The sequence below is a fragment of the Martinezella multihospitum genome, assembly GCF_900094585.1.
Taxonomy (GTDB): Bacteria; Pseudomonadota; Alphaproteobacteria; order Rhizobiales; family Rhizobiaceae; genus Rhizobium; species Rhizobium multihospitium.
Window position 1 is genome coordinate 819790 of record NZ_FMAG01000004.1, and the last position, 13207, is coordinate 832996.

16 protein-coding genes are annotated in these 13207 nt (G+C 55.7%); 6 read left to right on the top strand and 10 right to left on the bottom strand.

The features are described 5' to 3' along the window. Nucleotides 1-145: 145 nt before the first annotated feature. The gene (locus tag GA0061103_RS19930; RefSeq protein WP_092714121.1) at nucleotides 146-775 is read right to left on the bottom strand and encodes an invasion associated locus B family protein; all 630 of its coding nucleotides are present in this window, start codon (nucleotides 773-775) and stop codon (nucleotides 146-148) included. A gap of 176 nt (nucleotides 776-951) precedes the next feature. Between GA0061103_RS19930 and GA0061103_RS19935 the strand changes: the two genes are divergently transcribed. Both GA0061103_RS19935 and GA0061103_RS34785 read left to right on the top strand, forming a co-directional pair. Continuing rightward, nucleotides 952-1293 (top strand): hypothetical protein, encoded by a 342-nt coding sequence (locus GA0061103_RS19935; RefSeq protein ID WP_092714123.1) that lies wholly within the window; start codon nucleotides 952-954, stop codon nucleotides 1291-1293. A 193-nt stretch (nucleotides 1294-1486) separates the two neighbouring features. Next, nucleotides 1487-1777: a hypothetical protein gene (locus GA0061103_RS34785; RefSeq protein WP_141694452.1), complete on the top strand. Its 291-nt coding sequence runs from the start codon at nucleotides 1487-1489 to the stop codon at nucleotides 1775-1777. Between the two features lie 17 nt (nucleotides 1778-1794). Here GA0061103_RS34785 and GA0061103_RS19940 read toward each other — a convergent pair whose 3' ends face one another. The 5 genes from GA0061103_RS19940 to GA0061103_RS19955 all read right to left on the bottom strand — a co-directional run bounded on the left by GA0061103_RS19940 (nucleotide 1795) and on the right by GA0061103_RS19955 (nucleotide 5216). After that, nucleotides 1795-2604, bottom strand: a complete 810-nt coding sequence (locus tag GA0061103_RS19940; RefSeq protein ID WP_245304811.1) for a CsgG/HfaB family protein — start codon at nucleotides 2602-2604, stop codon at nucleotides 1795-1797. A gap of 227 nt (nucleotides 2605-2831) precedes the next feature. Then, entirely contained in the window at nucleotides 2832-3140 is a 309-nt protein-coding gene (locus tag GA0061103_RS19945) for a curli assembly protein CsgF (protein ID WP_245304812.1), read from the bottom strand. Nucleotides 3141-3180: 40 nt separating this feature from the next. Then, nucleotides 3181-3708 carry a hypothetical protein gene (locus GA0061103_RS34790; protein ID WP_141694453.1) on the bottom strand — a complete coding sequence of 176 codons (528 nt, stop codon included), beginning with the start codon at nucleotides 3706-3708 and terminating at the stop codon, nucleotides 3181-3183. Then, nucleotides 3690-4115: a curli-like amyloid fiber formation chaperone CsgH gene (gene csgH, locus GA0061103_RS19950; protein ID WP_092714127.1), complete on the bottom strand. Its 426-nt coding sequence runs from the start codon at nucleotides 4113-4115 to the stop codon at nucleotides 3690-3692. Before csgH ends, GA0061103_RS34790 begins: the two co-directional genes overlap by 19 nt. A 27-nt stretch (nucleotides 4116-4142) precedes the next feature. After that, a complete protein-coding gene (locus tag GA0061103_RS19955) occupies nucleotides 4143-5216 on the bottom strand; it encodes a hypothetical protein (RefSeq protein WP_092714129.1) in 1074 nt (357 codons plus the stop codon). Between the two features lie 326 nt (nucleotides 5217-5542). On the opposite strand from GA0061103_RS19955, the gene GA0061103_RS19960 reads away from it, so the two are divergent. Genes GA0061103_RS19960 through GA0061103_RS19970 form a run of 3 tightly spaced genes read left to right on the top strand, consistent with a single transcriptional unit; the run spans nucleotide 5543 to nucleotide 6852 of the window. Further along, the gene (locus GA0061103_RS19960) at nucleotides 5543-6028 is read left to right on the top strand and encodes a hypothetical protein (protein WP_092714131.1); all 486 of its coding nucleotides are present in this window, start codon (nucleotides 5543-5545) and stop codon (nucleotides 6026-6028) included. Beyond that, complete coding sequence (locus GA0061103_RS35675; RefSeq protein ID WP_092714133.1) at nucleotides 6012-6422, top strand: helix-turn-helix domain-containing protein; 411 nt, start codon at nucleotides 6012-6014, stop codon at nucleotides 6420-6422. The genes GA0061103_RS19960 and GA0061103_RS35675 overlap by 17 nt, the downstream gene beginning before the upstream one ends. A gap of 4 nt (nucleotides 6423-6426) precedes the next feature. Further along, complete coding sequence (locus tag GA0061103_RS19970; protein ID WP_092714135.1) at nucleotides 6427-6852, top strand: DUF6941 family protein; 426 nt, start codon at nucleotides 6427-6429, stop codon at nucleotides 6850-6852. A 495-nt stretch (nucleotides 6853-7347) separates the two neighbouring features. Here the strand turns inward: GA0061103_RS19970 and GA0061103_RS19975 are convergent, their stop codons facing one another. The 4 genes from GA0061103_RS19975 to GA0061103_RS19990 form a co-directional block, all read right to left on the bottom strand. Beyond that, nucleotides 7348-8115, bottom strand: coding sequence for a response regulator transcription factor (locus GA0061103_RS19975; RefSeq protein ID WP_092714137.1), 768 nt, complete (start codon nucleotides 8113-8115; stop codon nucleotides 7348-7350). A 258-nt stretch (nucleotides 8116-8373) separates the two neighbouring features. Next, nucleotides 8374-9045, bottom strand: coding sequence for a Crp/Fnr family transcriptional regulator (locus GA0061103_RS19980; RefSeq protein WP_162747797.1), 672 nt, complete (start codon nucleotides 9043-9045; stop codon nucleotides 8374-8376). Nucleotides 9046-9298: 253 nt separating this feature from the next. Then, a complete protein-coding gene (locus GA0061103_RS19985; RefSeq protein WP_092714141.1) occupies nucleotides 9299-10519 on the bottom strand; it encodes a polysaccharide pyruvyl transferase family protein in 1221 nt (406 codons plus the stop codon). Further along, nucleotides 10516-11940 (bottom strand): hypothetical protein, encoded by a 1425-nt coding sequence (locus GA0061103_RS19990; protein WP_245304813.1) that lies wholly within the window; start codon nucleotides 11938-11940, stop codon nucleotides 10516-10518. Before GA0061103_RS19990 ends, GA0061103_RS19985 begins: the two co-directional genes overlap by 4 nt. Nucleotides 11941-12126: 186 nt before the next feature. Between GA0061103_RS19990 and GA0061103_RS19995 the strand changes: the two genes are divergently transcribed. Continuing rightward, nucleotides 12127-12933, top strand: coding sequence for a glycoside hydrolase family 16 protein (locus GA0061103_RS19995; RefSeq protein WP_092714143.1), 807 nt, complete (start codon nucleotides 12127-12129; stop codon nucleotides 12931-12933). Nucleotides 12934-13207: the final 274 nt, after the last annotated feature.

Consider the following 13207-nt stretch of genomic DNA (forward strand, 5'->3'; position numbering starts at 1 on the left):
GAGGACATGAAGCCGGCCAATTCTAGGAAGTCGGGAAGATCCTGAATTTCCGGAAATCGCCAAGCACTCGCTGGCAGCGATATCCGAAGCTTTCCGTTGTAGCCGTAAACAGACGACGTGCGACCGGACGAAAGCGCCTCAATCATCATCCGCTATCGGCCTGCATTGCCTGGAAGGCGGCGCCGAACCCGCTCAGAGAGATCGGAAGCTCCGCCATGTTTCCCTGCATCATCCGGATCGAGACTTTTCCCGACTTTTCCTTCATCAGGGCGGCAAGCATCTCGGGTGGGCACAACCCCTCCACCAGGCATCCTTGCGTGGTGCAGCGCGATACCTTCGCGATCGTCGAATATTTGCTGCCGAAGCCAATCTTCACACCACCCTGAATAGCAAAACCGAGCGGAAGAGCCATTTGCATGCCAATCTTTTTGTCCGCGGAGCGCGCCATGCTGATGACCATGAATACCTGCTTTTGATCCGGTGACGTCAATCGGTAGACGATCTGGCAGCGCGGCTTCATCGTTTTGTCGGCCGAACATTGCAATGTCCACGCATCGAACTTCTGTTCGGTAATCTGCGAACCGGCCGGCGCGGATGTAGCCGGAGCCGGAGCCACGGCATTGGATGGATCGCTCTTGCCGGCATCCGGTGTCACATTTTGAGTCCCCGATTGTGGCGCCCCTGGACTATTGTCGGCTCCTAGCGTGGAGGAAACACCCGCTCCCCAAAGCAAGAAAACCACACAACATACGGATGCCTTCAAATATAAACTCATGCCTTCCTCCCGATTTTATTTGCAATTTTACAATAAAATTGCAATAATGTCGAATATAGAAGAAATTTAAATTGCCTTTAAAACAGATAAAATTCCGATGATTTTTCAATTCATTTATTTTATATAGGGAAATATAGACGTTTAATATTTATTAGCACGCAAGGAAATCGATTCAGATGATGCCAAAGCTCGCTATCGGTTACGCCCTGATCGTCATACTCGCGCTGGCCGATGGCGCTGTATGCGACGAAAGCTATCTGCAACAGGCTCCCTCCTTGGAAGCAAATCCCGCCTTCGTCGAACAGCTGCCGGAGACATCCGTCATGCCCGCGGCTCAGCCTCCGGCTAATCGCCGGGTGATGCCGCACAAGCCGAGGCAGGCATCACGGACACAGGCCAACGTCCGATTGGCAAGCAGCATTTTTCCAAATGTGGGCAATGGCGTTACCGAGCGAGCCGCACCCGCACCGACCGATGGCCATTTGCCGACGGTTGGGTCAGGCACAGTATCACGCTGACCGTATTTCGACGACGGGCAATGATGAGAGCGCCAGGCGACCACTTCGCGCGCGACTAGGGCAAGACCGCCGATAAGAGCGGCAGCAAACATGGAACTGAGAGGCCTTCGGCCAGTTGAAACTTCGAGAGCGGCATGTTCGGAACCGATAATTCGATATCGGCTCGAGATTGCGATTCAGGAGCAGTATCGACATGATGCATCCCAATAAAGTCATTGCTGTTACAACTATCTTGCTTCTTGCCGGCACGCTTGGCTCAGCTGATGTTCTAGCAAGCAGCCAACCCATCATCCGGCGTTCCGGATTTTCAGAGACCCAAATTCCCCAGGTGAAAAGACGTATTCCGCTGAGGAGAAACGGCAACCTGGAGAAAGGACCTGCCGCCAAGGCTCCGGCCAAACCAAATCCGAATGCCAGCACCCAGAACGGAGCGGCGACCTGCGGACCTGACAACGCACAATCTGAAATCTGCCGGAAAAAATGATTTGGCGCCGACAATGATCATGAGCTCTTTGGCTTGTCCTTGACCAGAATGGGCTGGGACGCAGCCTCCACGGCCGGTTGCGCTGCGCTGGCGGCGGGAACCGTGACCGCCGGGCCGATCGGCCGACCGTTGGCATCGAGCTTATACGTCATGGCTCTTTGATGCTCGTCCAGATATCGCATGAAGGCTGCACCGGCGGCCGCATCCCTGAATTGCCACAGCCCGTTCCTTACGCCTTCGAAGATCAGCGAATAGACTGCGAGCTGAATGCCTTCCTGGACGCCCAGGGTCGTGGGTGCATTTCGTGTAATGCCGCCCTCGATCTGGAGCAGCTGGTCGACACCGACGAAACGGAACGCCGATCCCTGCAATTGCACGGAATAGATCGTCTTGGTCGTGCTGACCGAAGCCAGCACCCGCCCCGTACTGACGCTGACGGCCCGCAAGGATACGGTTACGATGTCCTTGCGATACTGCGTGTTTCCGCCGATCCCGAGATAGTTGGCACCGATGCCGCCCGTCGTTTCATTGGAATCATAGCCGATGATACCGCCATCGAGCAGCACGCCGGCAAACCGGAGCGGCGGGATACCGCCGGCCTTCGCGCCGTAAACCGCCGATCGCGTGTTCTGGATGATCTGCCGTTCCTGCAGTAGCGATTGCAGGTCCGTGCGCTCGACGACATTGAACCAGTTGCCGTTACCTGCTTTGGTCAGCACATCAGTCAACAGCTGCGCGCCACCCTGCGTCAGAGCGCGGGAATATTCGGCGAAGTTTTCATTGGGTTTGTTCTGCCCCGTCAGGTCAGGAAACGAATAGACTGCCACATCAAGCTTTTGTATGGGCGGCGGAAGACTCTCCAATGCCACACCCGACTTCGTGGCAGGCATAAGCGTTGCTGGAGTACTCATCGGGTCGAGGCTGCTGCCCGCGGCGGCGCAGCCACCAAGACTCAACCCGCATAGAATGGCTGCGACAGGAAAACCAACATGTGACATGGCCGCTCGAATAAATCGCTCCCAACAACACCGAACGATGACGCAATCAATTTGGCTCAAGGATTAGCCGGCACCTGGCCGCTCTGGATCACGATGACCGGAGATGTTCCAGTTGAACCCGTGCCTTGATTGACATTTCCAAGGTTGCCCAACGCATTGTTGAGACCGGATAGATCCGGCGTCTGCTGCTGGCCGGATTTGACGCCATCGCCCTGCGTTTGCGCCGTCGACAGCAAGAACGTGCCATTCAGCGGATTGCCCCCAAAGGTCGGATTGGTCGGCTGATAGACCAACTGCCCGGCGGAGGCCGACATTGTCATTGCTGCAATCAGACCAATTGCAGATATCGCCCTACGTATCATCATTGGCATCTTCTCCGTTGCCCAAAAACATGGCCGCGCCCACTTAGCGCTTGATAAGCAATCCGCCGCCCGGCAAGCGTGCGATCAGAACATTGACCGGTGCGGAACCTGCAGGCTGAAGAACACTGACATTCAGGCCCGCCCCATTCAGCAATACGACATTCGATCTAAGGTTACTTCCGGCTTGCAGTACGTTTATATTTCCGTAGTTTCCTATGATTCCTGCAGTTGATATATTACCTGACCCGCCTTGGAGCTGATGCACACTATTACGCATACCAATCTGCAATGTCTGCGCTACATTATTGCCGCGTGACCCAATATTCGCTTCCGGCACATTTATAGCGCCTGTCCCGGCGTAGTTTGCCGATGGATGGTGCCTCTCCGGTAGTGGCTGAGTGGTAACATCGTTGAATGTTACCGGTGTGGTCACATTAACCGGAATTTGAGCGACATAGGCCGTTTCGGCTCTGCATTCTGCTGTCATCACATAGAATGAAGTGCTCAATGCGATGATCGCACTTGATAAGATCTTTGAACTCTTCAGACATTTCATTCCGGTAATTCGCATTGTGACGTACCTCGATCGGTTTCGATCAACAGTTTTGCAATCAGTTCGGCATCGTCGCCGGCATCGATCATCGTCGTGGCGAGGAGATTGTCCGAACCTGGCTGCAAGTCAAAACTGCCTTGCTGAATGCTGTGACTCGTACCTTCTATATTGTGCTTGATGAGAACCAGCTTGTATGTCCCGGATACTGGTACATCTGACCTTGCGATCGCCCGTACAACAAGAAATGGTTCCCTTTTATCTGCCGTTACCAGGCACTCGATCCCGGTCTGCGAGGCGGGAGCGATGCGCGGAAGCAGCAGCATCGAAAAGAAAAAGGAATGCAGAAATAAAGAAAACGCTGATCGCCTGCGATTGGTACCAACATAGATGACTGGCTCAATCCGGTTAAAGGAGGAGGCGGACATTTGCTTTCGCCTCCTCCATCGGCTCACTCAGTGCTGGACCGTAACGGCCGTGTTGCGATAGCCGAACTGCGCCGTAACCGACGTGTTCGTCAGCCCACTCGAGCTGGTCTGAGAAGTAACGGCATAGTTTCCCGAACCGATCTGGATGGTTCCCTGAAGGTTCGAGCCACTGACGGGGAACACGGTCTGCAGCCCCGATTGCGAAGCGATCGCAGTGTTGCGATAGCCGGCCTGCACGATCATCGAATTGTTGGAGCCGAGCGGATTGGCGATCTGGGATGTCAAAGCGGTGTTGCCCACACCGAACTGCGCCGTGGTCGCCTTGTTCGTGCCGAAGAACGATGATTGACCAGTCAGGGCGAAGTTATGCCCGCCCGCCTGGAACGTGTCCTGCGAGTTGTTGCCTCCCGCCTGATCGGCGAAGGATATGTTGCCCCAACCGAACTGGGTCGTCGTCGAGGAATTGCCGTTGAAGCCGATGACACCGAACTGAGAGGTGACGGCAAAGTTGCCGGCGCCGACCTGCAGGGTCGTCTGGTCGTTGCCGCCGCCGTCCTGGCCGACGATGGCCCCGTTACCCCAGCCGAACTGCATGGTATCGGAGTCGTTTCCGCCATGCTTGCCGTCGGTCTGGGTCGTCGAGGCGAAGTTCAGGCCGCCGACTTGCAACGTGTCTTGGGAGTTATCTCCCTTGGACTGATCAGCGAAGGCGGAGTTGCCGAAACCGAACTGGGCGATCGTCGAATTGTTATCGGCGCCGTCCCGCTGCAGGGTCGAGGCGAAATTCATGACGCCAGCCTGGATCGTGCTTTGGTCGTTGGTCTTGCCTTTCTGGTCGGCGAAGGCGACGTTGCCGTCACCGAATTGCAGGATGGCCGACGTGTTGGATTTTGCCTTGTCCTGATTGGTGACGGCGAAGTTACCAACACCATTCTGGAATGTCAGAGCATCATTATTACCAGTGTTCTGACTGACGAAAGCACCGTTGAACGCACCCACCTGGCCGATAAACGATTCATTTTCGGCTGGCGGCGACGGGGGTCCGGCAAGTGTCAAAGACGTGCTTGCCAGCAAGATGGCGAGAGCTCCAATCGTCCTCATGTGATCCTCCCTGTTCTCCATGACGGGGCAAGCGACCATTCGCCGCCCTCGAGCTTTTTAATAGGCTGCGGAAGGAGAGCCGAACAAGAGAACCGTTCGGACTAAGACAGCAACGCAGGTCTATGAGAAATAGAAATCGCCTACCTCGAAATGAGTAACGGATTAGATGTGTATCGCTATGACGTATGAGCTATACTCTTCATTGATTAGGCATCCTAACCCATATGAAAGCTAGATAAATACAATCCAAGTGTGCAGCAATTCATGCTACCCATAGATAGCTTCGATGAAAGGCTTGCCACATGATAATGGATTAGTTGACAGCTATGGCTACGTTTGACAGTCTCGTGGCATCCGAAGCAATCGTTAAAGTTGAGATTCAGCTTGGTCGAAAGCAGTCACCCAAGCGACTGCTTTTCGCGACGCCAAGCTTTGTGAACTGGTTGAGTGAACGCGTAAGCAAGGACGAACCATCGTCGCTCGGTGCTGTCCTCAGGCCCGTCGAGCAGCTGGATTTTCTTTTCTATACATTCGTTTCAGGGAAACCGCTCATTCACTGCAGACAATACCGGGCAATCCGGGTCGAACGAAATGCGGTTTGGGAATTGAAGACCGTCGATTTCCGCATATTCGGCTGGTTCGCCATGCGTGACTGTTTTGTCGCTGTCTTTGGAGACTGGGCCGATCATGTGAAGGACCATGATCTTTACCGCGGCTATCGGCTGGAGGTGCGCCGATTGCGCCGCACGCTTGGTGTGGATGATGCGTTGTGCGTAGAGGGAGTAAATCCGGAAGATGTCATTTCGGTTTGAGATAGGGGCGCGGGCGCGGGCGGCCAGCCGTTTCATCGCGAATGTTCGCAGTGACCTGGCTGCCGCCGTCCTCGAAAGGCGGTCACAGAAAGGGTTTACTCAGCAGCGACTTGCTGAATTGGTCGGCGTCAGCCGAAAGGATCTGAACCGTTATCTCTGCGGGCAGACAGAGCTTCCGCTTCGTTCGATTGCGGATCTCGCATGGGCGCTCGACAAAGAGATCCACATTGAGCTGTGCGATCCCAAGGGGTCGGCAGCAGACGGCAGTTACCTCTCCGAACCGGAGACGCGGGCAGCTATCCATCCCGTTCGTTCCGGCGGAGCCGTTTCCTGGAGCTCTTCAAGGGCCATCCGCACAATAATTGCTCGCGGCAACAACGATCGGGACGATTGAAACCATGCGCTATGGATATTGCATCTTTTGCGACGACGTTCGCACCGAAATCGGCGAAAAGCTCAGTTTCATCGGCGTCTATAGCGGCGTGCTGATGCTGCCGGAATTTCCCTTTTCACTGCCGAAGTTCTGCGTGCATGTGAATCTGATCACTCTGGCGACGGAACCCTACCGATCGATCGTTTTGCGCTGCACTGCGCCCGGCGACCGGCAGCCGCTTCTTGAGGAGCGATTGGACGCCGCCCAGCTCAGCGAGCAGAAGGATGTCGTGGAGGATGCGGAGACGAGCGATATCCCGATCAATGTCGTCGTCGGTGCCAGCCTTGTCTTTTCACCGCTGAGATTGCGCCAGCCGGGCCTCCTGACCGTCAGCGCGATCATCGACGACAAACCCGCGGAGATCGCTTCCCTGCGCGTCGCCCAACGCTGATCGAGAGCATTTCCGCTTTGGACGGAGCGGGGGAACCCCTTAATCCCATCGCTTTCACGCAGTTGCCGACGCCAAACCACTTCCCTTTTTCTGGAACTGCCCAAGCCTGATGAACTTCGGCCGCCAGACAATATTGCCATTTATCGGATGCGGTCGTTCTTCGAGATTCTGTCGTAGCGGGTGAGGATATTGCCCCGCTCGTCGCGCCCATGACACAAAGCTCAAACCTTGGGAAAACATGTTTGCGGCCGGTCCCTCAAGGTCCCGGCAACGCAGTTCGAACATGGGGGGAATCTCGGCCTTTGCCTGTGATCTTTCGGCGGCAATCAGCCGCCGTCACTTTTCCATCAACTGACCGCAGCTTCCAGAGCCGGGGCTTTGCGAGCCTGCCCTACAGGGCACTTGCTGCGTCGGCGCCGGGGCCGATAGCTTCTAGCTGGAGCGACACGGCGCTTCCCGGCATTCTTTACATGATCGACGGCCGCGGCCGACCTATTACCGAACGAGTTCCCGGATCTTGTAGGCAACTTCCGTCCGGTTCGTCGCATTCAGCTTCTTCATGATATTGCGAATGTGCACTTTGACCGTGCTCTCGCAAAGATCCATCTCATAGGCGATGATCTTGTTTGCCTTGCCTCGCCTCAAAGCCTCCGCGACGACGACTTCGCGCGGTGTAAACAGGCTGTCGAGGCAGCAGTTGCGGCTGGCCACGGGTGCGATCGCCTCCTTGGCAGCCAGCAGACTGCTTGCCGGTACGAAAACACCGCCCGCCCGGGCGAGAGCTACCGCTTCGGCGGCAACCTTGATTCCGACGCTGGTCGGGATGTAGCCGCGGGCGCCGCATTCCAGCGCATGCAGCAATTGTGCGAGTTCGTCGCCATCAGCGCCCACGATCACCGGGCTCGTCTGGAATCTTTCCACCAGAGCGCAGATCTTGGCACTCACATCCGCGTCGGAAACCTTGCGGCCGCCGATCATGAAGAGAACCGCGGACGGTAATACTTGCATATTGCGCATCTGCCATTCGTCGAGCGAGCCCACCGTGACGATATGCATGGCGCTGTCGCATTCGGTCAGACTTTTCGACAGGCACTCGCGATCGAGAGCGCGAGAATCTATGAGAAGAATATAGTCTTCCCATTCATCGATCCCGGGCGCGCCGGATGCGATGAATGGTCTCAACGTGTCGGATGTCCGAACTGAAATGATGCGTGCGCCCGTGTCTGACGTGAATTTTTCACTTGTGAGCGATTGTCCAATCATGGCCGTTACCCCCAACTTTTAAAATGGCCTTTGTATTTCTTGCAACTATTAGAGTATTTACTCGATTTAAAGAGAATAACATCCGTTTAAGCCGAGGCTTTTCTTGAGTTCCCATATCTCTCCCCTCTTTTTAGGTTTATGTTACCGTAGTAATTGCTTATTTTGTTTTTCCGCGCATTAACATATGTTAATAATGAATTTAAATATTGGATAAAATAATTCTTTCTTGCTCCATTAGTAATGGAGACAAAGTATTGTTCAAACCATAGTTGTGTCGAAACAGGACTCGTCGAAGTCGACGAGATCGGCGAGACGCGGCCGATCGAGAAAGGCGACAATGCCGTTGCGGAAGGACAACAGGCCCGCCTCACGCATGTCCCTGAGGACGCGGTTGATGTGCACGGTCGACAGGCCGACCGCGTCACCAATATCCGCCTGGGTCAAAGGACAATCGAAATATTCTGCGTTTGCATAGTCTCGCGAGGTGCCGATGCGTGCCCCGAGCTCGAGCAGCAGGTAGCCGGTTTTCTCCAGAGCGTCGCGGCGCCCTATATTGGCGAGCCTCTCCGACATGCGCGCCTGATGTCGCACCAGTTCCGCAATGACGATACGATAAAAAAACGTTGGCGCTTCGATCTTCGGCAGAGAGGTGAAGTCCGGGAAGACCATCACCGTGACATTGGTGATCGCCCGCACGGTCTCGCGCGAAAGCGCCGTCAGGGATGTCGAAATCATATCGCCACGCAACACGAATTCCGTCATGAAGCGCGTGCCGTTCGGCAGCATCTTGCTGCACGAGGCCCACCCATCGAGCACAAAGAGAAGGCGCGGCGTATCGCTGTCGTAGTCGCAGATCGCACTACCTGCAACAAAGGTCCGCGCTACACCACCGAGGCTGCGAATATGCTCAATTGAAAGCTGCGCTGCCATGCCGTCATCCCCTCGGACGAAAAGCATATTTCGAATGCTTTATGGGCCATTCGAAAATATATTTTTCGTGAGTTCCAAGTATTTAATACCATAGAAAATCCGCGATGTCTTTATTGCAAATCGATATCCGTTGTTCCTCGAATTTTTACCGCCATAGCGGGACAAAATTCGCCATTTTTATGTATATTTTTTAGTATTTCCGTCAGTGTCACAAATTCTATACTAAGAGTCTCTTGTATCGTTTTACGTGCAGCTATATTCGCGACATAGCGCATTGGTCGCGCTCGACCAGATGTCGCCGCATGTTGGAGATTCCGGCGCGGGCTTCCGAAATCGTGTCGTGATGGCGGCGAGCCTCTATGCCTTCCTGCTGTGCTGCCTTCAGTAACAGGGCGACGTGCTTCGGCGGCGGCGATGCCCCCTTTATGAAGTAGGTTTCGCGCCCGACGGAATTGAAGAAGCCTTCGACCTTCTTGTCCCAAGCCAAGCCGACATGTGGAATTCCGAGGGCATAGGCGGCAATACATGCGTGCAATCTGTGAGCCAGAACCACATCCAGCGACTGAATGATCTGGATGAGATCGATCGGAAGCCGCGGCCGTCTGGAAATATCAAGAGTGCCGGACGAGACGGTACGATGCTTGGCGACCGAAGCGCCGATACGCTCCGCAAAGGCTTGATCCTCTTTGGCTCCGTTGCAGAACAAGACCACATGCTGGCCGTCATCCAGGAGAAGCTCGATCAGATCCCGGTAAGCTTCAACATCGGCAAAGGGGATACCATCGGTCTGAACGGCACCATGCCGATGCAGGACGATAGGATCCGTGACGCAGAGACCTATAGTCAAAGGGCCTTTGGACGGAACACGCACGCCTTCATGCCCCGGCAAGGTCTGGATCAGCAGTCCGGGATCACGCACGATCTTCGCACCGGGTCCATCGGGAAAGTGCTCGCGCCAGGTATCCTGCGCAAAGCCATCCCGCACGGAAAGATGAACAAGGCGCGCCTGCTTCAATCGGGCAAAGAGATGATATGCAGGCTCCGACCAATGGCCGCCGACCCCAACCGCATAGATTGCCAGGGGCCGATCGTACCGTACGACACAATCGAGCACAGCACCGATCTTCAGCGGGAAATTGAGATCATCGTCCTGAAACAGGTTCCCGCCGCCGATCACGACGGCATCGGCAACCGCAACCTTCTCTTCCCATTGTCCGCGAAGCGCGCGTAGCCTGCGCTCCAGTACTGCGCGAACAAGCCGCCGACGGGCGCCTGCGGGCAGTCGATGGAGCAATCCCAGCACGAGCCGTCTGCGGCCGCCATGGCCTGTCGCGAAGGCCTGTCGCCCGGCAAGGTCGATCGTCTCCACTTCGATCTCATCCCTGCCGCTCGCCAGGGCGGATTCGACGCATTCCGCAAGCAGCCCATCGCCGAGGTTTTCGCTGTATTTGACGTTGAAGACGACAATCCTCATTGCAGCTCTCCGATGGTGCGCAGCTGCGGGCTGTAGTCGCTCCGGATCTGCCGTGCTCCGGCACTGAGCGCGGAAATGCTGCCAGCGAGGATGTAGAACACCAGTCCGAGATCATACACCGTACCGGACGTGGCCGCAGAAATGAGAACCGTGATGATCCCTGCCTTGGCGGCGCGCAGAACCGCAGCGGCTTCCCGCGATGATGGATGCGAGGCGCGCATGTCGGTCATGAGCAGCCGAGCGACGAACATTGCAAAGAGCAGCGTGCCGAAGATGCCGATATTGGACAGCAGCACCAGACCGAAGCTCGACGCACGCGCGCTCCCGAGGCCGGCACCGAAGCCGCTCGTGTCCAGAAAGGCCTGGTAAGCCATGGCATTCCACATGAAGCGCTCGCGTCCCGACTGGCTATCGGCCTTCGAAAAGAGCATCTCGTCCAGAAAATCATGCAGATTATGCGCGAGATCCGGCATGACGATGAGAACGAAGAAGATGACGAGCGGCATGCTCGCCAGAATGGACACGATCAGAACGGGCCGGCCCGCACCAGGCTCGCGACGGGAGGCCAGAAATGACTGCAGGCTGAGGATCGGCAGGACGGCCGCGAGCCCGACAAGTGCGGTCGCCGACGTCGATAGGATCAGCGCAACCAGCAGCAGACCCGCGAAAGTACCGGTGACCTTCGAACGAATACCTCCAAGCCAGAGGCTGGTGACGATGGCAAAAAGCACGAGCGTAAAATCGGCAAAGGCCGAGGCCTCGGGAAAAGTTCCTGAAATGCGCTTCAGCCCGCCCTTTTCGGCATTGGTCAAGAGTGCGTAATTGGCTGTCCGCACGAAACTCAGCAGAAAGTCCGTATGGGTGAAATGGGTCACTATATCGGCGAGCGCGAAGCCGAGATTGACACCGACGACGACCAGCATGCCGTTGATAAAGGCCGAAGGCGTGCCCTGACGCCGAAAAAAGGCAAAGGTCGTTATGAAGCAGATGAGGCCGCCCACCGCGTAGACCGATTGAGTGATATTGTTTGAGGAGAAACGCAGCGGCACCAGCGCAATCAGGCTATGTGCCCCAATCGATCGTTCAACCGTCATCGTCTGCGTCATGCCTTGGAACATGCGCGGGAAGAAAATCGCCGAGAAGACGCCGAAGGCCGTCAGAAGCAGCAGAAAGAAACCTGGACGCCAGGGAGCCAGGGCGCCGAGGAACGGTCCCTCTCCGTAGGCCGCAAACAACCGTGCAGCGAAGAATATCAGAAACAGGCTTGGAACGAGTACCGACGCACCGCCAAGACCGGGTAGGCTGAAGGCTGCAGCCGCACCGAATACCGTCGACAAAACCATGATGATGAACGACCATCGCACAGGCGCGGTCAGCGCAACAACTCCTACAATCAGCGTTACGAGCCCCATGGCATTCATGTCTGGCAATCCGGTTGTTCTGCCTCAATGTTGCCGCAAGCTATCACGGCACCATGCAGCTGTATTTCCGCCGCGCCTAAGCCTTTTGGTGGACGTCCTGGCCGAAATACGTTCTATACCGCAGAAATTGTACCGTTCATGCTTACATGCATGGATCAGTTCTCGCCGATATCTAATGTTCGATGCATGAGCAACCGCCGCGTGTTTCTTCGCGCGTCAATTGCGGCTGCATTAATTTCGATCATGGATGTAGGAATTGTTCGCGCCGGTGATACCGGCGATACGCTTGATGTCAGCAGCATGACACTCACCTTCGAGGATGCTTTCAACGATCTCAGCATCTCCGCCTGGGGTCCTGGTACCCGCTGGATTTCCCATACACCATGGAATGGCGACTTCGGCGGCGCTCGCTTCTCGGATCCGAGCGGCGACTTCCCCTTCGCAATACAGGACGGGATGTTGCGTATTACTGCTGCACGTGACAGCAAAGGTCTATGGCGCTCCGGCTTGATTGCCTCTGTCGATGAGCATGGAAATGGTTTTTCTCAGCAATATGGCTACTTCGAGATGCGGGCGCGATTGCCGGATGGCCCAGGTGTCTGGCCAGCCTTCTGGCTTATCGGCAAAGATCGCTCAAAGGCTACCGCCGAAATAGATGTTATCGAATATTATGGCGATAAGCCCGCTGCCTACTCTTCAACGGTACATGTCTGGCATCGGGATGGGCGGCACGATTCTGCCTTTTCCCGCATCAATGTGTTTGCCACTGCAAGTCCCGCTGATTTGCACACCTATGGCGTGAAGATCGATTCCGATTTCATACGCATGTATTTCGACGGTAATCTCGTCTGGAAAACCAAAATTCCGCCGGAACATCGCCAGCCGATGTATATGCTCATCGACCTCGGTATCGTCGACGGCATATCCAGGATGGCTGCCGCCGACCCATCCTTCATGTTCGTCGATTACGTCAGAGCCTATCAGTTCAAATAGCTTCTGCATCATCGAGCTCTCCGGCAATTCCTCCCGAACCGCAGCGACTACGTGGCCTTCGCCCGATGGGCAGGATTGATGCCGTGCATAATGCTTTCGGCCGGGTTGCGGCCGCCATGGCGGACCTCTCCGACAAAATGGCTACGCGCCCTTATGACTTACGACTTTCGGTGGTGCGGACAATCATCCCAATGACCAGCTGGTGCTTTTGCTCCAGCGTGAAATTCTGCGATCGACGACGAAGCATTTCGCAACATGCCGTCATCCATCGCAG